Consider the following 24,430-nt stretch of genomic DNA (forward strand, 5'->3'; position numbering starts at 1 on the left):
CCTTTTTTACATCAAAGGTCCAATCAAAGAAAAAAGATAGCCACCCAGACGATGAACCATAGGTATTTTTGATAAACTTTCTAAAGTGACTTCCTCTGAGAGAGCCTGGGTTTTCTCAAAATCTTCTTCAATCTTTAGCACTTCCAGATTTTTGTAGAGATAAACCCCATCTTCAAAATTTTGATAAAGACTTCGGTAGTCTGTATTAATGGTTCCTACCACAGCTTGTTGGCTATCAGAAACATAAACTTTAGCATGGACAAAACCTGGGGTATAACGGAAAATACGGACGCCAGCATCCAAGAGCACTTTAAAATAGGTCGTCGCAATATCAAAGGCATATTGTTTATCTGGAATCCCTGGCATAATGATCCGAACATCTACTCCGCGTTTGGCCGCGAAAGTCATAGCTCTAACCAATTCGTCATCCAAGATCAAATAAGGGGTCATGATGTGAACATAATCGGTCGATGTATTCAGTAAATGAAGATAAACATCCTCAGCCACTTTGTGATAGGTCAATGGTGAATTGCCATAAGGGAGTACAAAGCCCTGACTCTTTCTTTGTTGAGGTTTTTCTTGTAGATAGCGCTCCATATCCCTTTTATCTTCTATTCCAGTCACTGTCCACATGGTCAAAAAGAGAGCTTTTAGCGTTTGAACTGCTGAACCATCTAATCGAAGGGCCGTATCCTTCCAATGACCAAAGCGTTCTCGTTTATTGACATACTCATCAGCGATATTAACGCCACCAGTATAAGCAAATTGACCATCAATCACTGTAATCTTTCGATGGTCTCGGTAATTGTAATAGGTTGATAGAATAGGCTTGACTGGTGAGAAGGCCTGAGCTTTAATGCCAACCTTGTGCAAGCGCTCGATATAATCGTAGGACAAGGTAGTCATCTCATTCATCCCATCAAACATGACACGAACATCCAGACCTGCCTTGGCCTTCTCCTCCAAAATGGCTAAAATCTCGCCCCACATGATCCCTTCGTCAATAATGAAATATTCCATAAAGATATAACGCTCCGCCTTTTTCAAATCCTCCAACAAGGCTGGTAGCATGTCATCTCCAAGTGGAAAATAGGTGACCTCTGTGTCTCTGTAGATAGGAAACTGGGCTGGACTATGCTCCAGAAAATAAGCTAATTTCTGTAATTGGCGATCACTTTGGGATAAATAATCAGCAACTTCTGGATCGGTGCTTAGATAGTCGGATACCTGCACTGTAGCATTCTCAAGTCGTTTCTTCAAGCGTCTTACACCCAAATCAGCTAACGAAAAATAGAGCAGAGCCGTCCCAAAAATTGGAAAGAGGGAAATGATAATTATCCAGGACAGCTTGGAACGAGAATCCATTGAACGATTGAGCAAGTAAAAGAAGGTAAAGACACTCAACAAGTGTTCCCATAAGATAACGGATGGGAAATGCTCTTGTAGGCTGAGATATGAAAAGACAAGAAAGGCCAATTCCAGTAAGAAGAACAGGAGAATGGGAACCTTTCGGTTAAGTAGAATTTTGGCCCATCTGGAGGGCTTTTGGGGTAACAGTCTAGCACTCTGTTCTTGAGTCATATAGGCTCCTTTCATGTAGGGGAGATCATCACAACTTTCCGGTCTCTTTCAGTAATTTTATTAGTATCATTTTAGCCTATGAAAAAGTCGGGGATAATTAGCTATTGCAATTTACAAATGTCGTGATTTCTACCGTATTTTCCTAACAGCACCGTCTATGGTCTTTTGCATCCAGACGATATCATGCCATTTGTTAAACTTATAGCCAATTTTTGGGAAGTGAGCGACTTGAACATAGCCCCGCTTTTCATGCATGGAAATGCTCGCTTCGTTCGGAACTGCGATACAAGCCAGAAAGCGTAAGTAGCCTCGTGCTTGCAACTCCTCTTCTAAGGCCGTATAAAGAGCCGTTCCAATCCCTTGTCCACGCGCTTCCTTTGCTACATAAATAGATAATTCAGTGGTCCAATCATAGGCAGCGCGTGCATAATAGGTCGAGGCATAGGCATACCCCACAACTTTCCCATCCACTTCTGCGACCAAATAAGGAAATTGGGTCAGCGTTTTTGCGATGCGGCTTTCAAATTCCTGGACAGTCGGCACATCAACCTCAAAGGTAATGGTTGTCTCTGTCACATAAGGTTGGTAAATCGCTCGGATAGCTGCTGCATCGCTGAGCTGAACGGGTCGAATCATCATGGTGGCCTCCTAATTAGATTATACCTAGTATACCGATAAGCCTTCTCACTGTCAATGAAGAGAGGCAATGATCTAATAGTTTCATTTTTTGCAAAAGGATTTATATAGAAAAGAGGTTGAGAAATCCAGTCTCAACCTCTTTAGCTTATTCCGCTTTTTTATTTGAAAATTGACTATTGTAGAGCTCATAGTAGAATCCTTTATCTGCTAACAAGGATTGGTGATTTCCTTGCTCGATGATTTGCCCATCTTTGAGGACAAGGATTTTATCTGCTTCTTGAATGGTAGACAGGCGGTGAGCAATGACAAAGCTAGTCCGCCCTTTCATCAAATTCTTCATGGCTTTTTGAATCAAGAGCTCTAAACGCGTATCGACAGAAGACGTCGCTTCATCCAAAATCAAGATTTTAGGATCCGCTAGGAGCGCACGCGCAATGGTTAGGAGTTGCTTTTGCCCTAGAGAAATATTGCTAGACTCCTGGTTCATTTCCATATTGTAACCACCAGGAAGCGTCCGGATAAAGTGATCGACATTGGCTGCCTTTGCGGCTTCCACAATTTCTTCATCCGTTGCCTCGAGATTACCAAAGCGAAGGTTTTCTTTGATGGTTCCTTCATATAACCAAGCATCCTGAAGCACCATTCCGAATTGTTTGCGGTAATCTTGGCGAGATAGATGGCGAATATCATGACCATCGACTGTAATCGATCCTGCAGTCACATCATAAAAGCGCATCAGCAAATTAATCAGGGTTGTTTTTCCTGCTCCGGTTGGTCCGACAATGGCCACCATTTCACCTGGTTTGACTTCTAGGTTGAAATCACGAATCAAGGGTTTGTCCGCTACGTATTGGAAATCAACGTTTTTAAAGCTGACTTGCCCTGTCAAATCTCCAGAGAGGGTTTCTGTCACATCTGCTACTTCATCTGGTTCATCCATGACTTGGAAAATCCGATCTAGAGACGACTTAGCACTTTGTAGCTGTCCTGCCAATTGGGTCAAGTTTTGAATCGGTTGGTTGATCTGCCAAACATATTGAACGAAGGCCTGCATATTCCCGACAGTCAAACGTCCTGCTATCACTTGCAAGCCACCAAACAAAGCGATAATGAGATAAGTCAAATCTGAAATCCCATTTAAAATCGGCATCATTAAGCCAGAAATGAAATTAGCCTTGAATCCTACTTTTTGAAGGTGATGGGTAATATCATGAAACTCTTCCTGGGAAGATTTCTCTCGGACATAGAGCTTAAGGACATTAAAACCTGTTAAATTTTCTTGAACGAAGCCGTTCATTGCCCCCAAAACATCTGCCTGCTCTTTAAAGTAAGGCTGAGATTTTTTCATGATAAATCGAGCACTGAAATAAGTGATCGGAATGGACAAGATCACCACCATCCCCAATTGGATATTTAAGTACAAGACCATGCTGATGACAAAAAGCAAGGTAAAGATAGCGTTGACGATTTGTAAAAAGGACTGTTGCAAGGCATTCGAGACAGTTTCGACATCGCTAGTAAAACGTCCGAGCAAATCTCCGAACTGATGCCGGTCAAAATAGGAAACCGGAATGTGGTTGATTTTATGAGACAAATCATTTCGCATGTCCTGAACGGTCTTTTGAACAGCATTGGTCATAAAATAGTTGGAATAATAAGATCCCAACTCATAGAGGACCCCACGGAATAGATAGAGCGTCATAATGATCGCGATATAGGAGGTGTTAAGACCAGCCCCTGGAAGGCCTTTTGCCATATCCATGAGATTTTTTGTCAACTCAGTAATCGCAAGCCCCAAAACAAAGGGTTCGACAACACTCATGACGACACTCAAGATTTTTAAGAAAATGGACAAGCAAACTTCCAAGCGATAGGCTCTCAAGTAAGTCCATAGTCTAGAAAAACTGTTTTGTTCTTGTTTCATCTGCTTCTCCTTTCTATTCCTCTGTTAATGATGGACTGTCAAGCTGGGAATTGGCAATTTCACGATAGATCTCATTGCTTTCCATCAATTCATCGTGAGTACCTCGACCGACGATTTCACCTTGGTCCAAGACAATAATTTGATCCGCATCCATAATGGTTCCCACACGTTGCGCTACGATCAAGACGGTCGCATCTCCTGTGACTTCTTTGAGACGCTTCCGCAAAGTGGCATCCGTCTTGTAGTCTAAGGCAGAGAAGGAATCATCAAAAATAAAGACATCTGGATCTTTGACAACGGCACGAGCGATAGACAAGCGTTGTTTTTGACCACCTGAAAGGTTGCTACCACCTTCTGCCAAATGCGTATCAAAGCGTTCCTCACGGCTGTCGATAAATTCCTTGGCTTGGGAAATTTCAGCCGCTTGTTCTAGCTCTTGTACAGAGGCATCTTCTTTCCCATAACGAAGGTTCTCAGCAATGGTTCCCGTAAAGAGCAAGGCCTTTTGTGGAATAAAACCAATCTTTTGGCGAAGGGCTTTCAGATTGTAGTCACGGACATCCACACCATCGACCAAAATCTTCCCTAGGGTGACATCATAGAATCGTGGAATCAACTGCACAAGTGAAGATTTCCCAGAACCGGTCGAGCCGATAAAGGCAATGGTTTCGCCAGGTTTGGCTTGAAAGGAAATGTTGTGAAGAACTGGACTCTCTGTCTCACCTGGATAAGCAAAGGTGACATTGTCAAATTTCAAATAGCCACGAGATGCTGTTTCTGTTACACCATTCTCATTTGGATCGATCGAAATGGGCATGTCCATGATTTCCTTGAGACGACGGCTAGAAACCGCAGTCCGAGGATACATAGTAAAGAGATTGGCTAAAAAGAGGAAAGATAAGAGCGCGTGGAAGCTATACTCAATAAAGGCAACCAGATCCCCAATTTTCAAACTACCGTCATGAAGAGGATCCAAAGCAAACCAGACAATCGCCACAATCATAGCAATGATGATCTGCACAAATAGGGGTTCTGTCAAACCAGTTAGTTTGAACAATTTATTAGAGTTTTCCGCATAGACCTCATTTTCAGCCGCAAATTTCTCTTCCTGGAATTCTTCACGAGCAAAGGCACGAATCACACGAAGTCCTGTCAAATTTTCACGCGCAAATTGGTTGAGATGGTCGAGAGTCTTTTGTTGCTTCTCAGAAAGTGGACGTGTCTTGACTGCTACATACCAGACGACGACAGCAAGGAATGGTACAGATACCGCTACAATCCATGCTAGAGAAGGACTGGTTGTCAGAATCAAAAGAACGCTGGAAACCATCATCAAAGGTGTGATGACGCCCATCTTCAACATAGAATCCGCAAACTGCATCAAAACAAAGGCATCCGAAGTCAAGCGAGTAACCAATGACGATACCCCAATTTGCTCATACTCGCGGTGTGAGTACTCCTGTAACTTGGCATAGAGGTCATTGCGCATATCACGGACCATGGTGGTCGTTAGCTGACCAACCGCGTAAGATAAGATAATCCGTCCCACAATTCCAAGCAAAATGATCGCAAACATAACCCAGCCCCAGAAATACAGCCGATCCACATCACGCGGGTTAATCCCCTCATCAATCATGCGAGCTAGAATCGTTGGCAAGCCTAAATTGACAATAACAAAAAGGACCGCCGAAAATAGATTCAGGGCTAGCCACTTGGGATACTTTTTCAAGTAAGACCAAATATAAAGCATAGATGATTCTCCTTTTCCATAAATAATAACCTTGATCACACAGAAAAGAGGGAGCGAGACGAAATCATTTTCAAAGAAAATCATTCCTGCCCCAGTCCCATCTGTATTCTTATTTATTATATCAAACCAGTCATAAAAGTAAAGCAAAGAGAGTGGGACAGAAATCGGTCATTCGTTAGAATTCGATTTCATCGTCCCACCTCCGCACAGTTGAGTAGGGCTGTAAAAGCTGATGAAATCAGCGTAGTAGAGCTCACTCAACCACTGCGTCTTATTCGACAATCCAAAAATAATTGAGAGGCTAGGACTTTTGTCCCAGCCTCTCAGTCGCTTTATTTCGTGCGTTTGAGTTTAGCGTTTTTAAGAATCATAAGATCCCCTTGGTTGCTATTACTTAATTTAGAAAGATCAAATGTCAAATAGTCACCATCGACCTTGTATGTAATCTTTTCTCCACTACCATCATTTGACGAGATTGATTTCTCTTTTTGATTGATTTTGACATCATAAGATCGCTCATTCTTTTGACCAGCGACTTCACCCGCGATGCTGAGGGTTCCTTTAGAATCTTTGATCTTAATAGAAACTTCAAAATTAATAACGTTTCCAATAGACTCTAATTGACTACCTGATAAGCCTTGCTCCTCAAGAATTTTCTTGAGTTCAGTTTTTGATGGTTTGTAGACATAAGTCCCATTATCACTTTTGGCACCACATGCCACCAAGAGGACTGCTGCAAAAACTGCAACGAAAGCTAAAAGAATACGTTTAATATTTTTCATAATCAATCTCCTAATGTATTTTATAATCAGATTTTACCACTATTTTAATACCGATTCAAGATGTTTTAAAGAAGAAAAAGAGCAGATACTCTCTGCCCTTCTCTTGTATTATTTTGTACGTTTGAATTTAGCGTTTTTGAACATTTCCAAAGCGGCTTCATGACCTGAACTCTTTTCACCAGATAAATCAAAAGTGAACACATCGCCTGAAACTTTGTATTTAACCTTCTCACCTTCACCTGTTTTAGATTGAAGAGTTTTCTTTTGTTGGTCAACTTTCATATCAAATGATTGGTCAGTCTTTTGTCCCATCATTTCACCTTTAATTTTAAGGCTACCTGTTTTGTCTTTAATGGTCACTGAAACTTCCAATTTAACATTGTCGATCAATGCATCTACACTTGAACTTGGAGCACCTTGTTCTTCAAGGATTTCCTTCACTTCAGTTTTTGATGGTTTGTAGACATAAGTCCCATTATCACTTTTGGCACCACATGCCACCAAGAGGACTGCTGCAAAAACTGCAACGAAAGCTAAAAGAATACGTTTAAAGTTTTTCATAACTTCTCCTTTTTAGTTAGATTCACCCTATTATATCAACAATTCAGACACACGGCAATGAAATATTACAAATGTAATACTCTTGTAATATATTTATCAACTAATATGTAACGATTAAATAGGCAGGATCCGTACCTACCTTCGCTAAATTATTTAACTTTTTTAAACTTAGCCATTTTTATAAAGTTTATAAAAATATCAGAACCACTCGAGTTTGATTCTTTCACATCCATAAAGGTTAGCATATGATTAGAAATTTTATACGACATCTTTGTCCCACTGTCATCATTCTTCATTACAAATATTTTGTGTTTTTGGTCAACCTTAAAATCATAGGATTGATTGGTATTTTGAACATTTGATTTTATTTGAACCTTCATAACGCCTTCTTTGTCCTTAATGATAATCGAAACCCTAAATTTATAATCATCTGTAATGATATAAGCAAGTTGACTTGGTAGCATCTCCCTCACTTCTTCTGTTGAGGGTTCGAATACATAAGTCCCATTATCACTTTTTGGACCACAGGCTACCAAGAGGACTGCTGCAAAAACAGCACCTAAAGCCAAAAAAATCTGTTTAAAATTTTTCATACCTTCTCCTTGTTTCAACGAATATCCCTATTATAGCAATAATTTTTTCGTATCTCAATGAAAGATTAGATAATACAGGGCTTGTAAAAGTCACAAAAGAAAGAATGCACGAAAAAACCGAGGCCTAAACCTCGGTTTTGATTTTGATTGGAAACTCGATTATTTAAGAGTAACTGAAGCTCCAGCTTCTTCCAATTTACCTTTGATTTCTTCAGCTTCAGCTGCAGCAACACCTTCTTTGATAACGCCAGGTGCACCATCAACAAGTTCTTTAGCTTCTTTAAGACCAAGACCAGTGATTTCACGTACAACTTTGATAACGCCGACTTTCTTGTCGCCTGCAGATGTCAATTCGATATCGAATGAATCTTTAGCAGCACCTGCGTCAGCAGCACCAGCTGCAGCAACAGCTACAGGAGCAGCTGCAGTTACACCAAATTCTTCTTCGATAGCTTTTACAAGGTCGTTCAATTCAAGGATTGAAGCTTCTTTAATTTCAGCAATAATGTTTTCAATGTTCAATGCCATTGTTAATTCCTCCAAATAAGTTTTAATTTTATGTTTTTATTTTTTTGTAGCTAGGCTACGCTGCGTAGCATAAGATTAAGCTGCGTCTTCTTTGTTGTCTGCAACCGCTTTGACTGCAAGAGCAACGTTGCGCACTGGCGCTTGAAGTACAGAAAGGAGCATAGAAAGAAGTCCTTCGCGGTTTGGAAGAGTTGCAAGTGCAAGAATCTCTTCTTTAGATGCGACAGCGCCTTCGATTGCACCACCTTTGATTTCAAGTGCTTCAGCGTCTTTTGCAAAATCGTTCAAGATTTTCGCAGGTGCGATAACATCTTCGTTAGAAAATGCTACTGCAGAAGGTCCAACGAATACAGATGCAAGATCTTCAAGACCAGCTTTTTCAGCTGCACGACGCAAGATTGAGTTTTTGATAACTTTAAACTCAACTTCGCTTCCGCGAAGGTTGCGACGGAGAACTGTATCTTGCTCAACTGTCAAACCGCGAGAATCTACAACGACGATTGATGCAGCAGCTTTCATTTTTTCAGCTACCACGTCAACAAGTTCCGCTTTTTTAGCAATAATTGCTTCACTCATTAGTGTGTTCACCTCCGTAATTATTTTGCTTGGGGAATTTTTCCAAAAGAAAAACGCGCCCAAACCTAGACACGAAAGTACAATACGCTTCTTTTAATTGATACGTTTTGTCCTCGGTAGGATCTTTATGAGTCGAGCTCCCCTACTGTCTTAGGCAGTTTTTTCAAACCGTAGATTAGTTTATCATATATAAAAAAAGAATGCAAGTACTTTTGCAAACTTTTTTTATATTTTTTAATCGTTATAGAGACTCTTGATATTATTCAACCAAGCATAGGCTAGTCCCATTAGGACTCCTCCTCCTACCCAGTTGGCGAAGAAGGTGACACCATAGTGACGTAAAATATTTAAAAACTCAAAATGTGGCAATTGGCTAGATACTGGATTAAAGCTTAATAATGAGAAGGAAGCAAAGTTTGCAGCCAAGTGTTCATTGGTCATAAAGACAAACATATAAATAGCTGAGAGGGCTAAGAGCACCTTAGCTGTTTCATCTTTGAAATATAGATAAGAAAGAATAGCAATATTGACGAAGATATTGGCAATAACCCCTTCAAAGAAAACCACTTGATTGCTACGTTGAAGTTTATTTTCTGCTACCGTGGCTAGGAAACCTTTTGGATCGATATGTGCAAAGGCAGTTGTTTGATTGAAAAGAAAAGCTACGATTAAAGCACCAATTAAATTAAAGAAGGTACAATAAAGAAGAATCTCCAACGCTTTCTTCCAGTTAATTTTCTTTAGATAGGTACCCGCCGTCAGATACATCATATTTGAGGTGGTTAATTCCGCATTTAAGAATAAGAGGTAAACCAAGCCCCAGGCAAAGATGAATGGAAATAGAAAACGACCAGATCCAGGTACGAAGGTATTCAACAGGTCTGCAGCAACTGCTCCGACCGCCGTACTTAAAGTAAGAAATCCTCCAGCAAAAATAGAACGGACTGCATAACGCGTTTTAGATTTCTGATAGAGATCTTCCTTCTTATTACACGCCGCTCCCACTTTTTGAATAAAATTAGATTCAGACATAATATTCTCCTTATATAATGTTTGTGAATAAAATCATTATATCATAGACAAAATAGTTTGAAAAGGTTTTCAGGAAAAATTCTTAAATTCACAATATATACGTTTTAAATCATATGCAAGGAGATAATTAAAAAACAGGCATTTGCCTGCTTTTCTTTTTTAATAGTTTAAACGGTTCGCCCAAGCGATATCCAAATTCAAGATTTCTTGTGAAGTAAACTGTTGGCGATATGGATTGTATACCGAACCTGTAATACCACCTTGAACATTTGGTGAATCGTATTGAGTCAAATTATAAGTTTCAATGATGTTATTAAGTTTTGCATAGTAGCTTGTGTCTGTCGCATAAACACCTGTCAAAGCTGCTGTTGCATCTTGATAACTAGAGGTGTTGCTCTTCCATGCACCTGCAAAATGTCCTTGTTTCAAAACAGCTACATAGTCTTGCAATGATTCATAGTAAGATGGGTAAGAACGAAAAGCGTCATTAATCGTATAGGCATTTCCAGCACCATCATCTTCCCAAGTTTGCATCACTGCAGATTGACCAGCATAACTTCCTTTAATACCGAAAAGGTTGTAATGCGGATAAGAAGACAAGCCAGACTGACCTGAACCACTTTCAAGGATGGCTTGTGCGATCATAACGGAAGCATAAAGGTCATTCTCTTGACCGAGCTGACGAGCTGACTCACCAATTTGTGAGATGAAAGCTTCAGTAGGGTCTGAATAAGCTTGGTAAGATCCATCATTAGCACCAACTGATGTGACGTGCTCGCTCATAGCAGCAGCAAAAGTCCCTGCTGCTAATACAGAAACGAACAAACCAAATAATTTCGTTTTATTCCGTATTTTCTTTTTCATAATACAATTTATCTCCAATTATTTTTTATCATCTTTTATCTTTATAGAAATTATACCATATAGATAGAAGAAAACAAAGCCACTTATATTACACTTGTATTACAATTGCGAGATAAATCCAAAACAAAAATGACATTTTCATGTCATTTCAATTTATTTCGTAAAATGCATTTTCTAAAATAGCATCCCATGACTTCTCTAGTCCTTCCCTGGTTACAGAAGAAAAGACAATAAAGGTGTCAGCTGGATCAAAATCGAGCTTTTTCTTGATGATCGATTCATGTTTATTCCATTTTCCACGCGGAATCTTATCTGCCTTAGTTGCTACCAAGATTACTGGGATTTCGTAGTATTTTAAGAACTCATACATTTGGACATCATCTGCTGAAGGTTCATGACGAAAATCGACTAGGCTAACGACTGCTTTTAAGTTCTCCCGGCTAGTGAGGTATTCTTCGATCATCCGCCCCCACTTCTCGCGCTCTTTTTTCGAGACTCGTGCATAGCCATAACCAGGTACGTCTACCAACCGGAGTTTATCATCGATATTGAAGAAATTGAGCAATTGGGTTTTTCCTGGTTTCCCAGATGTTCTGGCCAGGTTCTTTCGATTTAAGAGAGTATTAATAAAAGAAGACTTGCCGACATTGGATCGACCGGCAAGTGCAACTTCTGGAATCTCATCTTGAGGATAATGACTCTTATTTGCAGCGCTTAAGAGGATATCCGCATTATGTGTATTAATTTCCATATTTTATCTTTCTAGGCTGTTTCGAGAATTGGTTTTTCAGTTCCGTCTACAGCTTCTTTTGTAATTCGAACAAGTTTGACATCTTCTTGACTTGGAATTTCAAACATGACATCCATCATGGTTTCTTCGATAATCGAACGAAGTCCACGAGCTCCTGTTTTTCTTTCGATAGCCTTATTAGCAATCTCTTGAAGGGCTTCATCATCGAATTCCAATTCAACGTTATCATAAGAGAGCAAGGTTTGGTATTGTTTTACCAAGGCATTGCGTGGCTCTTTTAGAATACGGACAAGGTCGTCAACTGTCAATTGCTCAAGGGCCGCAAAGACTGGAAGACGTCCGATCAATTCTGGGATAATCCCGAATTTTTGAATATCTTCTGCCACGATTTCTTGCATGTAAGAGCTTGATTCATCAATAGCTTTATTGTTCTTACCGAAACCGATGACTTTTTCACCGAGACGTTGCTTAACAATTTCTTCGATCCCATCAAAAGCTCCACCTACGATGAAGAGAATATTTTTGGTATCCACTTGAATCATCTCTTGTTGTGGGTGTTTGCGTCCCCCTTGAGGTGGGACACTAGCGACGGTTCCTTCGATGATCTTCAAGAGAGCTTGTTGCACTCCTTCACCAGAAACGTCACGTGTGATAGAGACATTTTCACTTTTCTTAGCGATCTTATCGATTTCATCGACATAGATAATGCCTCGTTCAGCACGTTCGATATTGAAATCAGCTGCCTGAAGAAGTTTCAAGAGAATGTTTTCAACGTCTTCTCCCACATAACCAGCTTCTGTCAAGGCTGTTGCATCTGCAATGGCAAATGGGACATTCAAGCTACGTGCTAAGGTTTGGGCCAAGAAAGTCTTACCTGAACCAGTAGGGCCGATCATGAGGATGTTTGATTTTTGCAATTCAACATCTGTCTCGTCTTCACGCGTATCGTGGAAGTTGATGCGTTTGTAGTGGTTGTATACCGCTACAGCAAGGGCACGTTTGGCACGATCTTGACCGATGACATAGTGGTTCAAGATATTGAGCAATTCGATTGGTTTTGGAACTTCACTAAGGTCTGCAAGAACCTCTTCTGCTAGCTCCTCGCGGATAATTTCTTGTGCTAACTCGACACATTCATTACAGATAAACGCATTGTTTCCTGCAATGATTTTTTGGACTTCATCTTGACTCTTTCCGCAAAATGAACAATAAACCATCATATCATTATTTTGATTCGTTGGCATGTATTTCCTCTTTCTGTCATTTTCTGTTTCTATTTAGTTTAAAATAAGGTCATGTAAAAGGCGTGAATAGAATTCACAAGATTGGTAAAAGCATTTAGTAAGAATAAAATAGCGAGGCCAAACCGTTTTTTACGAAAGGTTTGTAAGGCGCAAATCAAACAGATGACACATAGGACAGCTGTAAAAAAACCAAAGACACTTCGCTCCATTAGTCTAAATCCTTTCTCTTATAATAGTTGACCGTAAAATCATATGGGTTCTTCTCATCTTTTGGATGATGGACTTGACGGACTCTTTCATAGCGGTTCTCTTCAAATCTCGGTGCCAATGTATCGCCATCAATATCCGCATGAATCATGGTCTGGATCAATTCTTCTAACTGGTCAGAGAAGAGCTTTAAAATCTGACTGCCTCCAATAATGTAAAGATTCTTCTCTTGGTTCTGATACCACTCCAAGACTTCTTCTTTGCTGTGCATGACAAGTACAGCGTCATTTTCAGGATCGTAGGCTTGATCTTGCGTTAAGATAATACTAGTCCGACCTGGTAGAACCCGTTTTTTCATACCATCAAAGGTCACTCTTCCCATGAGAATGGCTTGCCCCATGGTTGTTTCTTTGAAATGCTGAAGCTCAGCTGGCAGATGCCAAGGCATGACTTGGTCCTTTCCAATAATGCCATTTTCAGTCTGAGCCCAGATACCAATTATCTTTTTCATTCTCTCATCCTTTACACTGATACTTCTATTTTATCAAATTTTCTTATAAAAGACTGATTTCAACTATCTAGTTTGGAGGATATTTTTTCAAATACAAACAGAAAAAACCGCGAGATTTTCGCGGTTTTTTTTTAGCCACAAGTTAGCTTAGTCTTCTTTTTTGCGTTTTGCAAATCCAAATAATGACAGACCTGCTAAAGCGCTAAAGATTGCAAGACCAGCAGTAGAAGATTCTTTTGTTCCTGTGTTTGGAAGTTGTGCAGTAGGATTTTGTGGATCGATATACTTCACTTCTTCTTTCGTTTCTGGAACAACAGGAATCGTTGGTTCTTCTGGTTTTGGTTGTGGAGTAGGTTGTGGTTGTGGTTCTGGTGTTGGTTGCGGTTGGGGAGTAGGCTGTGGCTGTGGCTCTGGTGTCGGAGTTGGATCCGGCATTGGAGTTGGTGTCACAGTCTTCTTGTAGATATGTTGAATGTTTCCATCTTTATCTACAACAGTCTTCACGAAGTCATAACCTGGGATATCTTTCTTCGGTTGTTCCCCATCTTCTGTTGGGTTACCTGGGATTGGGTCCCCATTTTCGTCTACATATGAAGTTGTAACTTTTTCATAGACGTGTTCAGTATCACCATTAGGCAATTTCTTCGTTTCCACAAAGCGGTAACCTGGAATTTCAGCTTTTGGCTCTTCTCCATCAACTGCAGGATATCCTGGGATTTCCTTACCTTCTTTATCAACAAACTTAGTGATTGGAAGGACAGTTGGTGTGTAAGTTGCAGAAGCTTTTGTTCCGTTCACATCTTCACGAACCACTGTTACAGCTGGTGCTGTTCCAGTGAATTGAGGTTCTGGTGTGAAGGTTACAGTTCCATCTGCTGCTACTGTGTATGTACCAACACCTGGAATTGTCTTCGTAGTTGAACCATCTTCAAAGGTTGCTGGAACTCCGTCATTCATTGGTACACGGCTATCGCCTTCTGTGAAGGTTGGTTTGCCTGTTTGAGTGGCACCCTTCTTACCAATTGAAGTAGCTGGTTCTGCAGTTGGTGTAACTGGTGTTACAGTTGGTGTGTAAGTAGCGGTAATTGGTGTACCGTTCTTATCAACACGTTTCACTGTTACGCCTGTACCGGTTCCTGTGAATGATTTTTCTGGTACGAAGGTTACGGTTCCGTCTGGAGAAACGGTGTAAGTTCCTTCACCTGGAATAACTTTAGTAGTTGATCCATCTTCAAAGGTTGCAGGTACATCATCATCCATTGGCACACTTGGGTTACCAGGCGTGAAGCTTGGTTTACCTGTTTGAGTTTGACCTTGGATATCTGTTGATGTAGCAGGATCAGCTGTTGGTGTCACAGGTGTAACAGTTGGTGTGTACTTAGCTGTAACTGGTGTACCGTTCTTGTCAACACGTTTAACAGTCACGCCTGTTCCTGTTCCTGTGAATGATTTTTCTGGTACGAAGGTAACTGTTCCATCTGGAGCTACTGTGTATGTTCCTTCACCTGGAATAGTCTTAGTTGTTGAACCATCTTCAAATGTTGCTGGCACATCATCATCCATCGGTACATCTGGGTTACCTGGTGTGAATGTTGGTTTGCCTGTTTGTGTCTTACCTTGGATGTCAGTAGATGTTGCTGGCTCAGCGGTTGGAGTTACTGGTGTTACAGTTGGTGTGTAAGTTGCAGTAACTGGAGTACCGTTCTTATCAACACGTTTCACTGTTACGCCTGTACCTGTTCCTGTGAATGATTTTTCTGGAACAAAGGTTACGGTTCCATCCGGAGCAACTGTGTAAGTTCCTTCACCTGGAATAACTTTAGTTGTTGAGCCATCTTCAAAGGTAGCTGGTACATCATCATCCATTGGGATTGCAGGGTTACCAGGTGTAAAGCTTGGTGTACCTGTTTGAGTTTGACCTTGGATGTCAGTAGATGTTGCAGGATCAGCAGTTGGTACAACTGGAGTGATCTTCGGTGTGTAAGTTGTCTCAGCAACAGTTCCGTTTGTATCTTTACCTTGAACCTTAACTGGAACAACATCACCTGAGTATGATTTATCTGTTGGTGTGAAGGTCACAACACCTGTTTCTTTATCAACGGTGAAGGTACCGATCACATCACCTGCTGGTGATTTCGCATCTACAGATGCTGCTGGCTGACCATTTTCGTCAAGAAGAGTAATGGTATCCTTGTCGATTGGTGCAACTGGGTCACCTTCAGTGAAGGTAACAGTTCCTGTTTGAACCACACCTTGAGGTGCTTCTGATTCAGCTGGAGTTGCTGTTGGTGTTACTGGTGTCACAGTTGGTGTGTACTTAGCAGTAACTTGAGTACCGTTCTTATCGACACGTTTAACCGTTACGCCTGTACCTTCTCCTGTGAATGATTTTTCTGGTACAAAGGTTACAGTTCCATCTGGAGCAACAGTGTAAGTTCCTTCACCTGGAATGGTCTTCGTAGTTGAGCCATCTTCAAATGTTGCAGGAGTATCATCATCCATTGGAAGATTTGGATTACCTGGTGTGAAGGTTGGTGTACCTGTTTGCGTTTGACCTTGTTTGTCAGTAGATGTTGTATCTTCTGCAGTTGGTGTAACTGGTGTTACGGTTGGTGTATAAGTTGCAGAGGCTTTAGTTCCATTCTTATCTTCACGAACAACCGTCACTGCTGGAGCAGTCCCGACGAATGATTTCTCTGGAACGAAGGTAACAGTTCCATCTGCTGCTACTGTGTAAGTACCAACACCGTCTACAGTCTTCGTAGTTGAGCCATCGTCAAATGTTGCTGGAACATCATCGTTCATTGGCACACGGCTATCGCCTTCAGTAAATTCAGGCTTACCTGTTTGAGTTTGACCTTGCTTACCAGTTGAAGTAGCATCTTCAGCTGTTGGTGTTACAGGCGTTACAGTTGGTGTGTAAGTTGCAGAGGCTTTAGTGCCATTCATATCTTCACGCACAACTGTTACCGCTGGTGCAGTTCCAACAAATGATTTTTCTGGTACAAATGTAACTGTTCCGTCTGCTGCTACTGTGTAAGTACCAACACCGTCTACAGTCTTAGTCGTTGAGCCATCGTCAAATGTTGCTGGAACATCTTCATTGATTTCTACTGTTTTCTCAACGCCATCAACCGTTACAGTTCCACCCTTGAATTCAGGTTTACCAGTTTGTGTAGCACCTTGAATATCTGTTGTTTCAGCTGGTGTAGCTGTTGGAGTTACTGGAACAATTTCAGGTGTGTAGGTTGTATCTACCTTGATACCGTTTGAGCTTTCAGCTTGAACCTTAACAGGCGTTACTTTACCAGTATAAGATTTGTCAGTTGGTGTGAAGGTTACTTGTCCAGTTGCTGGATCAATTGAGTAAGTACCGATTTCAGTTGTTCCATCAGCAGCATAAGCTGGTGTGCTTGATACTTCATTACCATCCTTATCCAAAAGCGTGTAGCTATTATCTTTAATCGTAATCGCTTTATCTTGACCATTAACTTGAACAGTTGCACCTTCAAAGGTTGGTGTTCCTGTTTGTGTCGCACCTTGGATATCTTTAGATGTAGCTGGATTAGCTGTTGGAACAGCTGCTACAACTGTTGGTGTGTAACTTGCATCTGAAGTGATAGTTGAAGTCTTACTGTCTGCATTGGTAATTGTTGCAGTCGCTTGGACTTTCACGCCAGTTGCAGTTCCGACGAAGTCTTTTTCAGGTGTGAAGGTTACTGCTCCTGTAGTAGGATCGATTGTATAAGTTCCTTCACCTGCTACTGTTACAGTTGTTTCATCCGTCGGTTGACCTGTTGCAGGGTCAATCAATTTCTTGCTTGTGATTTGAGCAGTCTCATCATCACTCAAAGCAAATGTAGGTGTCTCTGTTTGAGGAACATTTTGAATGTCTTCAGAAACTTTATTTGTTGGAGTAAGAGTGACTGGGTTAACCGTTGGTGTGTAAGTCGCAGATGCTTTGGTTCCATTCTTGTCTTCACGAACAACGGTTACGGCTGGTGCAGTACCAGTAAAGCTTGGTTCTGGAACAAATGTAACAGTTCCGTCTGGAGCTACTGTATAAGTACCAACGCCATCGACTGTCTTAGAAGTAGATCCATCATCGAAGGTTGCTGCAACATCATCGTTCATTGGTACACGGCTGTCGCCTTCAGTGAATACAGGTTTACCAGTTTGTGTAGCACCTTGGATGTCTTTTGTTTCAGCTGGTGTTGCTTCAGGTGTTACTGGCAATACTGTTGGTGTGTAGGTTGCTGAAGCTTTTGTTCCATTCTTATCTTCGCGGACAACTGTCACAGCTGGTGCAGTTCCGACAAATGATTTTTCTGGTACAAATGTAACAGTACCGTCTGCTGCTACTGTGTAAGTACCAACACCTTCAACGGTCTTGGTTGTTGAACCATCTTCGAAAGTTGCTGGAACATTTTCATTGATGGCTACTGTCTTCTCAACGCCATCAACCGTTACAGTTCCACCCTTGAATTCAGGTTTACCTGTTTGAGTAGCACCTTGGATATCTTCTGTTTCAACTGGGGTTGCTGTTGGGGTTACTGGAACGATTTCTGGTGTGTAAGTTGTATCCACCTTGATACCGTTTGAGCTTTCAGCTTGAACCTTGGCTGGTGTGACTGCACCAGTGTATGATTTATCAGTCGGTGTGAAGGTTACTTGACCAGTTGCTGGGTCGATTGTGAAGTTACCGATCACTGTTGTACCGTCTGCCGCATAAGCTGGTGTCGTTGAAACTTCGTTACCATCTTTATCTAGCAATGTGTAGCTATTGTCTTTAATGGTAATAGCTTTATCTTCACCATTTACTTGAACAGTTGTTCCTGCAAAGGTTGGTGTACCGGTTTGAGTTGCACCTTGAACATCTTTAGAAGTTGTAGGGTTTGCTGTTGGAACAGCCGCTACAACAGTTGGTGTGTAAGTTGCATCAGATGTGATGGTTGCTGTCTTACCGTTCGCATTGGTAATCGTTGCAGTCGCTTGAACTGTCACACCAGTTGCAGTACCAACGAAGTCTTTTTCAGGTGTGAAGGTCACCGCTCCTGTAGTTGGATCGATTGTATATGTACCTTCCCCTGCTACTGTCACCGTTGTTTCGTCAGTCGGTTGACCAGTTGCTGGATCCACCAATTTCTTGCTAGTGATTTCAGCAGTCTTGTCGTTACTCAAATCAAATGTTGGTGTTTGAGTTTGAGGAACATTTTGAACATCCGCAGAAACCTTGTCTGTAGGAGTCACTGTGATAGGTGTTACAGTTGGTGTGTACTTAGCGGTTGCTGTCTTAAGGTATTCATCACGGACGGTACCGTCTTTATCTCTTCCGACAGGTGCTGTTACGGATACGGTAACACCTTGAGCTGTACCTGTGAATCCTGGTTCTGGAACAAAGGTTACTTTACCAGTAGCATCGTCAATGCTGTATGTTCCTTCGCCTGCTACTGTTACAGAGGTTGCATTGGTTACTTGACCAGTCGCTGGATCCACCAATTTAGCAGGGTATTCCAAGCTTGGAGTGACAGAGATCTTTTCGCCATTAGCGTTTGTTGTCGTTGTGTTAAAGGTTGGTGTACCTGTTTGAGTCGCACCTTGGACATCTGTCGAAGTCTTATCTACCCCTTCAATATCCGTTGGTGTAACAGTTGGGATATAAAGACCATCCATGGTATTCAAAACAGTATCTACATTGGCTTCATCAGCTGGGAATTTTGTTGACCAACCAGTATCGTAGCCATTGCTGTCTGTACGACGAATAGAGATACCATCCGCTGTTCCAAGGAAGTGATCTTCAGGAATGAACTCAACATCCACAGAAGTTCCGTTTGGAGTGATCTTGTACTTCCCTTGACCAGCTACAGCATAGTAGCCATCTGCGCCAGGTGTAACGACTTGCCCTGTACGGTTATCTATCATTTGTGGAGCTACTATTTCATCAATTTTTGCTGGCTCAGTTAGGCTATAGCCTTGCAAACCACGAGCGGTAAAGGCTACAGTTGCAGTTTGCTTCGCCCCTTGAAGACCAGTTGTTTCTTTGAATTCCCCTTTAGGTGGGTGGGTGATTTGAGTCTTGAAGTCCTCAACTTCCCCTGAAAAGGCCATTCCTGTCGGACTCTCGATTTGATCAGCATCCTTAGCAATTCGTAACCGTACCCCTAATTCCTTAACACTAGGATCAATATAGGTTTTACTCTTTGTAAAGCTTAACGTAGCCGTTCCATCTTGAGTAATAGTTGTTAAATCAGACCGTTCATCTTCATCGAAGGTTCCGTTTTGGTTGAAATCTATCCAACCATAGATGTTAGCTTTTGCTGCTCCACCCGTATGAGCTTCCACTGAAATGGTGTAATTACCTGGACGTGTCCGGTCCATCTTGATCAGCTCATTAGTTTTTCCTTTGAGATCATTTGGAAGTAATTGGTCGATGCCTTCATCCGCAGTGGTCGCCTTGTCATCACCCGTCCAATCAAGGGTATTGTTTTCATCCATATCAGGACTCAAGTGACCGAGATAAGGTTGGTTCACTTTCTTACCAGTAATTCCATCTACAGTTGCGATCGAATGAATCGCCTTACCGTATGATTCAGGTGCATCTCCTTCATCAAGTGGGAAGAATCCTAGCATAGCAGACTGTTTACCACCTGAAGCAATGTAAAGACCAATTTCAGAAGCTCCCTTTGTCATAACAAGAGGAACATCAACATCATTTGCAGAAATATTTGGACCGAAAACTCCCGTTCCGAGACCTCCGGTTGTTAAATCAGCACTTCCAAAGTACTTCCAGGCAACCGCTTTTTTGTCTGGTCCAACTTGAGTTGATCTACGAAGTTGGTCAAGATTAGTTCTAGAGAAAATCATACCGTTTATATTGGTGGTAGAGTTTGAACCAAATAAATTGTCTGTATCTTGTGGAATGTAGGTTACATTATATCTTTTAGTCGATTTTTTCCATTCCCCTATATGTTTCCAACCTTCTCCATTGGTGGTAAACAGAACCAATTCACCAGGGTTAGCGGACTCACCATCTGCCATGACTACAGCAGGTTTGACAGCTTTTCCACGGAAGGTAGCGGAGACTTCAAATTGAATACCAATATTCCCACCATTTAATTCTGAACTAATAGTTGTACTCTTTGTTCCAGTATTAATTCCTTCTGATCTAATCTCAGTCCAATTATTTTGAGGCTCGGCAATAACCTTGGCTTCATGACCAGCATTCAATTCTGCAAGTGATTTTGGATCAGTAGTCCCACTCACATAACCATTTTTAGCATTAGGATCATAGGTTGCTTTTTCTGCTTCTGTAGCTCCACGTTCTTCCATCCGTTTTTTATAGATTTCAGTCGCTTGGAAGGGTTTTAAAGACTTGACTTTGATGGTAACTACATAGCCAGGCATGATTTCCTTAGTATAGGTAGCACCAACTTGGAGTGCAAGTTTGCCGTCTGATGTAGTCGTTGTTCCTGTCCAGTTGGCTGTTTCTCCAAAGTCTAACCAAGAGATTTAACTAGCAAGGTCTGAGGCTTTTACATTTGTTGTAAAGCCAGGTTTTGCTTCTTTTGGAGTTGAAGTTGCATCTACAACGTCATCGCCAATCAAGTTTGGATCATTGGCATCACCGAGGGCACGACGATTACGACGGCGAGAAGTGTTGGCTGTCTCTTCCGTTGTTACAGTATTATTTGCTGTTACACCTTGTCCAGCTGAAAGAGTTGGTGCTTCTTTTTTATCTGCAGATGTTGAAGCAGGTGCAGCATTATTTTCTGGCGTAGTTGCTTCTAATTTTGGTGTTGCAGCGGTTGATGTAGCTGTAGCAGTTGATGTTGCTGAAGCTGCTGTGCTTGTGCTACTTGCTTCACTAGTTGAAGCAGGTGCTGTTGATGTTGCTGCAGCAGTTGAAGTCTCTGGTGCAGTGATTGCTGCGTTTGCATCATAAGTAGATGTCGTTGCAGCTGTTGATGTTGCTGAAGTTGCTATAGCTGTTGACGCTTCAGGCGCTTCTGATGCTGTTGCAACTGCTGCTACACTTTCACTTGTCGTATTTGTATTTTCTTCTGCGGCTGCACTTGCTGCTGTACCAACCATAACAAGTGTTCCCAATAGTACTGAGCAAACCCCCACATTCAGTTTACGAATTGAGAATCTGCTAATACGATCATTAAATAAGTCTTTCCCCATCTAATGGACCTCCATATTTATCTATAAATTAACATTCTTTTTAAAATTGTTTAGTTTTTACAAACCTTATCTATTTTAACAAAATCCGAACGATTTTCAAAACATATTGACTCAAAAATGAGTAAAAATTTTTAGCTAAAATTGTTTTAATTCTAAAAGGATTTTACCAATTGATCAAGGTATCAAAAAACCTTGATTTATTACTAAATGGCAAGATCGAACTTCAATTGTGGCTTCACTGGATCATAATCGACCAGTTCAAAATCTTCTGGTTTGATGTCAAAGAAATTGGTTCCATCTGGTACATTCAAAACCAAGTGTGGCCGACAATCTGAAGGCTCCCGACGGAGTAACTCTTCAGCCTGTTCAAATTGATTGTCATAGATGTGAAGGTTATTAATGAAGTAAAAGAACTTCCCAACCTTCCAGCCAAAGTGCTTGGCAATCATCATCTGTAGGGCTACATATTGCATGGCATTGATATGGTGAGCTACCAACATATCATTCGAACGCTGGGTCAAGGTTGCATCTAGATAGATCTCTCCATCCACGCGCCGCACGTCAAACATGGTCTGAAAAGCACATGGCAAGAGTCCGTCGGTCTCCTCAAAGGCATCATAATCCCAGAGGGAAATAATATTGCGGCGATTCCAAGGATTAGCCTCTAATTGTTTGAGGATCTTATTCGTAATGTCATGCTTTTTGACAACAGCTCCATAGCGCTGACCGATCGTCCGGCTATCTTTCACTTCCCAGTCATTCCAGTAGTGGACATTGTACTTATCTTCTAAAAGATCCAAGCTATTCGACTGATCCTGGTAGATCCAGAGCATCTCTTTGATAGCGGATTTTATAGCGATGGGACGAAGGGTTGTAATAGGGAACTCGCCTTTTGCAAGATCAAACTCCATAAAGGCTCCCGTGATGTACTTGGAGTTGGCCGTTCTACCATCCTTGTACTTAGGGCGCGCCTGCTCTGACCAGACTCCTTCTTCCATGATTTTTCGAATGTTTTCTTTAAAAATTGTATCTGCTTTTGTCATATACTCTCCTTGAATCCAGTTTTGTCTTCATTATATCACAGGAGGCAGAAAAAAAGGAGATCCCAGCACGAGCCAGATCTCCATTTCATCTTATTGTAATACAAGGGATGCAGCACCGATGACACCGGCGTCATTTCCCAAAGTAGCAAGTGCCAATTGAGTAGATTCACGCACTTGTGGGAATGAGTTTTCTTCAAAGACCTTGCGCACACCATCCAAGAGGAAGTCTCCAGCAGCGGAAACCCCACCACCGATAACGATCTTAGATGGGTTCAAGGTTGAACCGATGTTAGCAGCAGCAAGTCCAAGGTAACGTGAGAAGTTCTTGTAGACGATCAAAGCAAGAGCATCGCCTTCTTTTGCCAGGTCAAAGACCGTTTTAGCCGTTACTTCTTCTCCGTTGTCGATCAAGACTTTCAATTGAGAGTCCCCTTCGTACTCATCGGCATAACGACGAGTCAAATTGACGATACCTGTTGCAGATGCAACCGTTTCAAGACAGCCTTTTTTACCACAGGTACATTGGATTGGATCATCAAAGTCAACAGTGATGTGACCAAGCTCACCAGCAGCTCCACGTACACCGTGCAAGAGACGACCTTCAGCGACGATCCCACCGCCGACACCAGTACCAAGGGTCATGAAGACTACATCCGGTTGGTTTTCACCAGCCCCTTTCCAACGTTCACCCAAAGCAGCAACGTTGGCATCATTATCGATAAAGAATGGAATATGAAGGGCAGTTTCGATCTTTTCTTTGACTGGTTGAAGGGTCTTCCAGTTCAAGTTGTAGGCACCGATAACTGTACCTTTTTCACGGTCAACGACACCAGGTGATCCCATTCCAATTCCTTGGAACTCAGAAGCATCAAGCCCAAGCATTTTCAAACGATGCGCGATGGATTCGATCATATCATCTACGATATGGCCACCTTCATCCAAGATATTTGTTTTAATAGACCATTTTTCTTGAACTTCCCCATCCAAAGTAAGGATGGCAAACTTAATTGAAGTTCCTCCAAGGTCAATCCCAATAATTTTTTTAGACATCTGTAACTCCTTTCAAACTTGTAAACACTTACAGATCTATTATATCAGACTTTTTATCAAACGCAAAGGTTTGCACGTAACTTTTCTTAACTTTTTAACAAGAGACTAAAGGATTGAAATCCTAAAATGAGGAAAATCAAACCAATAATATTTAATAGAAAGACGCTAATCGAAAGCGGACTGACAATTAAGAACAAGCCGATAAAGAGCTGTACCAAGGCAAAGAATATATAGCGTTTGGAAAGTTCTTCAATTTTCTTAGAATAGAAATTAGCTTTTCGGAAGTTTAGAATCGAACGGTAGATCAGCCAAATTCCTAAAGTGACTGGAAAGACAATCGGCAAGGTCTTGTAGCCATAGAGCAGTAAGTAGACCGCAAAAACCAAGGCGACCATACTATGAAAGAGCTGTTGCTGCTGAATGATACCAGCCTGACGCAATCGGTAATAGCGTGAAAAACGCGAAAGGGAGATTAAAAAGAAACCACAGGAAATCAACCAGCTAAACGAGCCGATGTGCTCAATCGGATTGATAAACAAGACGATACCGATAATGGTAAAAATAGTGGCTGAAATCCCAAGGGATATCCGGTTCAATTGATTCATAGGGC

19 protein-coding genes and 1 other annotated feature are annotated in these 24,430 nt (G+C 41.4%); all 19 genes read right to left on the bottom strand.

Annotation, left to right across the window (positions count from 1 at the left end; all coding sequences use genetic code 11):
* Positions 1–6: 6 nt before the first annotated feature.
* The gene (cls, locus tag M1G14_RS06395; protein ID WP_247926408.1) at positions 7–1,581 is read right to left on the bottom strand and encodes a cardiolipin synthase; all 1,575 of its coding nucleotides are present in this window, start codon (positions 1,579–1,581) and stop codon (positions 7–9) included.
* A 129-nt stretch (positions 1,582–1,710) separates the two neighbouring features.
* The gene (locus tag M1G14_RS06400; RefSeq protein WP_031573164.1) at positions 1,711–2,220 is read right to left on the bottom strand and encodes a GNAT family N-acetyltransferase; all 510 of its coding nucleotides are present in this window, start codon (positions 2,218–2,220) and stop codon (positions 1,711–1,713) included.
* 145 nt (positions 2,221–2,365) lie between these two features.
* Positions 2,366–4,144 carry an ABC transporter ATP-binding protein gene (locus M1G14_RS06405; protein ID WP_247926409.1) on the bottom strand — a complete coding sequence of 593 codons (1,779 nt, stop codon included), beginning with the start codon at positions 4,142–4,144 and terminating at the stop codon, positions 2,366–2,368.
* A 13-nt stretch (positions 4,145–4,157) separates the two neighbouring features.
* Entirely contained in the window at positions 4,158–5,894 is a 1,737-nt protein-coding gene (locus tag M1G14_RS06410) for an ABC transporter ATP-binding protein (protein ID WP_247926410.1), read from the bottom strand.
* A 332-nt stretch (positions 5,895–6,226) separates the two neighbouring features.
* Positions 6,227–6,676, bottom strand: coding sequence for a hypothetical protein (locus tag M1G14_RS06415; RefSeq protein ID WP_247926411.1), 450 nt, complete (start codon positions 6,674–6,676; stop codon positions 6,227–6,229).
* Positions 6,677–6,784: 108 nt separating this feature from the next.
* On the bottom strand, positions 6,785–7,237 hold the full coding sequence (locus tag M1G14_RS06420) for a hypothetical protein (protein ID WP_021153252.1): 453 nt from the start codon (positions 7,235–7,237) through the stop codon (positions 6,785–6,787).
* Positions 7,238–7,386: 149 nt separating this feature from the next.
* Positions 7,387–7,830, bottom strand: a complete 444-nt coding sequence (locus M1G14_RS06425) for a hypothetical protein (protein ID WP_049522719.1) — start codon at positions 7,828–7,830, stop codon at positions 7,387–7,389.
* 159 nt (positions 7,831–7,989) lie between these two features.
* Positions 7,990–8,358, bottom strand: coding sequence for a 50S ribosomal protein L7/L12 (gene rplL, locus M1G14_RS06430; protein WP_003001622.1), 369 nt, complete (start codon positions 8,356–8,358; stop codon positions 7,990–7,992).
* A 75-nt stretch (positions 8,359–8,433) separates the two neighbouring features.
* On the bottom strand, positions 8,434–8,934 hold the full coding sequence (gene rplJ / locus M1G14_RS06435; RefSeq protein WP_003001722.1) for a 50S ribosomal protein L10: 501 nt from the start codon (positions 8,932–8,934) through the stop codon (positions 8,434–8,436).
* 38 nt (positions 8,935–8,972) lie between these two features.
* Positions 8,973–9,107: a sequence feature (ribosomal protein L10 leader region), on the bottom strand.
* Positions 9,108–9,168: 61 nt separating this feature from the next.
* Positions 9,169–9,966, bottom strand: a complete 798-nt coding sequence (locus M1G14_RS06440) for a formate/nitrite transporter family protein (protein WP_049522720.1) — start codon at positions 9,964–9,966, stop codon at positions 9,169–9,171.
* 159 nt (positions 9,967–10,125) lie between these two features.
* The gene (locus M1G14_RS06445) at positions 10,126–10,830 is read right to left on the bottom strand and encodes a glucosaminidase domain-containing protein (RefSeq protein ID WP_049522721.1); all 705 of its coding nucleotides are present in this window, start codon (positions 10,828–10,830) and stop codon (positions 10,126–10,128) included.
* A 148-nt stretch (positions 10,831–10,978) separates the two neighbouring features.
* A complete protein-coding gene (gene yihA, locus M1G14_RS06450; RefSeq protein ID WP_003016353.1) occupies positions 10,979–11,581 on the bottom strand; it encodes a ribosome biogenesis GTP-binding protein YihA/YsxC in 603 nt (200 codons plus the stop codon).
* Between the two features lie 11 nt (positions 11,582–11,592).
* On the bottom strand, positions 11,593–12,825 hold the full coding sequence (gene clpX, locus M1G14_RS06455) for an ATP-dependent Clp protease ATP-binding subunit ClpX (protein ID WP_003001797.1): 1,233 nt from the start codon (positions 12,823–12,825) through the stop codon (positions 11,593–11,595).
* A gap of 208 nt (positions 12,826–13,033) precedes the next feature.
* The gene (locus M1G14_RS06460; protein WP_049522722.1) at positions 13,034–13,543 is read right to left on the bottom strand and encodes a dihydrofolate reductase; all 510 of its coding nucleotides are present in this window, start codon (positions 13,541–13,543) and stop codon (positions 13,034–13,036) included.
* Positions 13,544–13,690: 147 nt separating this feature from the next.
* Complete coding sequence (locus M1G14_RS06465) at positions 13,691–21,052, bottom strand: GEVED domain-containing protein (protein ID WP_487007258.1); 7,362 nt, start codon at positions 21,050–21,052, stop codon at positions 13,691–13,693.
* Positions 21,053–21,727: a YSIRK-type signal peptide-containing protein gene (locus M1G14_RS10985; RefSeq protein ID WP_425608335.1), complete on the bottom strand. Its 675-nt coding sequence runs from the start codon at positions 21,725–21,727 to the stop codon at positions 21,053–21,055. It lies immediately after the preceding gene.
* Between the two features lie 203 nt (positions 21,728–21,930).
* Positions 21,931–22,770 (bottom strand): thymidylate synthase, encoded by an 840-nt coding sequence (locus M1G14_RS06470; protein ID WP_247926412.1) that lies wholly within the window; start codon positions 22,768–22,770, stop codon positions 21,931–21,933.
* A 90-nt stretch (positions 22,771–22,860) separates the two neighbouring features.
* Positions 22,861–23,820, bottom strand: a complete 960-nt coding sequence (locus M1G14_RS06475) for an ROK family glucokinase (RefSeq protein WP_247926413.1) — start codon at positions 23,818–23,820, stop codon at positions 22,861–22,863.
* Between the two features lie 86 nt (positions 23,821–23,906).
* A complete protein-coding gene (locus M1G14_RS06480) occupies positions 23,907–24,425 on the bottom strand; it encodes a hypothetical protein (RefSeq protein WP_247926414.1) in 519 nt (172 codons plus the stop codon).
* Between the last annotated feature and the right edge of the window lie 5 nt (positions 24,426–24,430).

It is taken from the genome of Streptococcus parasanguinis (assembly GCF_023109675.1).
Classification (GTDB): Bacteria; Bacillota; Bacilli; order Lactobacillales; family Streptococcaceae; genus Streptococcus; species Streptococcus parasanguinis_I.

Excerpts from the sequence above, each read along its gene's own strand:
- M1G14_RS06470 (WP_247926412.1), bottom strand. The coding sequence starts at position 22,770 with ATGACAAAAGCAGATACAATTTTTAAAGAAAACATTCGAAAAATCATG.
- rplJ (WP_003001722.1), bottom strand. The coding sequence starts at position 8,934 with ATGAGTGAAGCAATTATTGCTAAAAAAGCGGAACTTGTTGACGTGGTA.
- M1G14_RS06480 (WP_247926414.1), bottom strand. The coding sequence starts at position 24,425 with ATGAATCAATTGAACCGGATATCCCTTGGGATTTCAGCCACTATTTTT.
- M1G14_RS06445 (WP_049522721.1), bottom strand. The coding sequence starts at position 10,830 with ATGAAAAAGAAAATACGGAATAAAACGAAATTATTTGGTTTGTTCGTT.
- M1G14_RS06425 (WP_049522719.1), bottom strand. The coding sequence starts at position 7,830 with ATGAAAAATTTTAAACAGATTTTTTTGGCTTTAGGTGCTGTTTTTGCA.
- rplL (WP_003001622.1), bottom strand. The coding sequence starts at position 8,358 with ATGGCATTGAACATTGAAAACATTATTGCTGAAATTAAAGAAGCTTCA.
- M1G14_RS06415 (WP_247926411.1), bottom strand. The coding sequence starts at position 6,676 with ATGAAAAATATTAAACGTATTCTTTTAGCTTTCGTTGCAGTTTTTGCA.
- M1G14_RS06405 (WP_247926409.1), bottom strand. The coding sequence starts at position 4,144 with ATGAAACAAGAACAAAACAGTTTTTCTAGACTATGGACTTACTTGAGA.
- M1G14_RS10985 (WP_425608335.1), bottom strand. The coding sequence starts at position 21,727 with ATGGGGAAAGACTTATTTAATGATCGTATTAGCAGATTCTCAATTCGT.
- clpX (WP_003001797.1), bottom strand. The coding sequence starts at position 12,825 with ATGCCAACGAATCAAAATAATGATATGATGGTTTATTGTTCATTTTGC.
- M1G14_RS06420 (WP_021153252.1), bottom strand. The coding sequence starts at position 7,237 with ATGAAAAACTTTAAACGTATTCTTTTAGCTTTCGTTGCAGTTTTTGCA.
- cls (WP_247926408.1), bottom strand. The coding sequence starts at position 1,581 with ATGACTCAAGAACAGAGTGCTAGACTGTTACCCCAAAAGCCCTCCAGA.
- M1G14_RS06400 (WP_031573164.1), bottom strand. The coding sequence starts at position 2,220 with ATGATGATTCGACCCGTTCAGCTCAGCGATGCAGCAGCTATCCGAGCG.
- M1G14_RS06460 (WP_049522722.1), bottom strand. The coding sequence starts at position 13,543 with ATGAAAAAGATAATTGGTATCTGGGCTCAGACTGAAAATGGCATTATT.
- M1G14_RS06475 (WP_247926413.1), bottom strand. The coding sequence starts at position 23,820 with ATGTCTAAAAAAATTATTGGGATTGACCTTGGAGGAACTTCAATTAAG.
- M1G14_RS06440 (WP_049522720.1), bottom strand. The coding sequence starts at position 9,966 with ATGTCTGAATCTAATTTTATTCAAAAAGTGGGAGCGGCGTGTAATAAG.
- yihA (WP_003016353.1), bottom strand. The coding sequence starts at position 11,581 with ATGGAAATTAATACACATAATGCGGATATCCTCTTAAGCGCTGCAAAT.
- M1G14_RS06410 (WP_247926410.1), bottom strand. The coding sequence starts at position 5,894 with ATGCTTTATATTTGGTCTTACTTGAAAAAGTATCCCAAGTGGCTAGCC.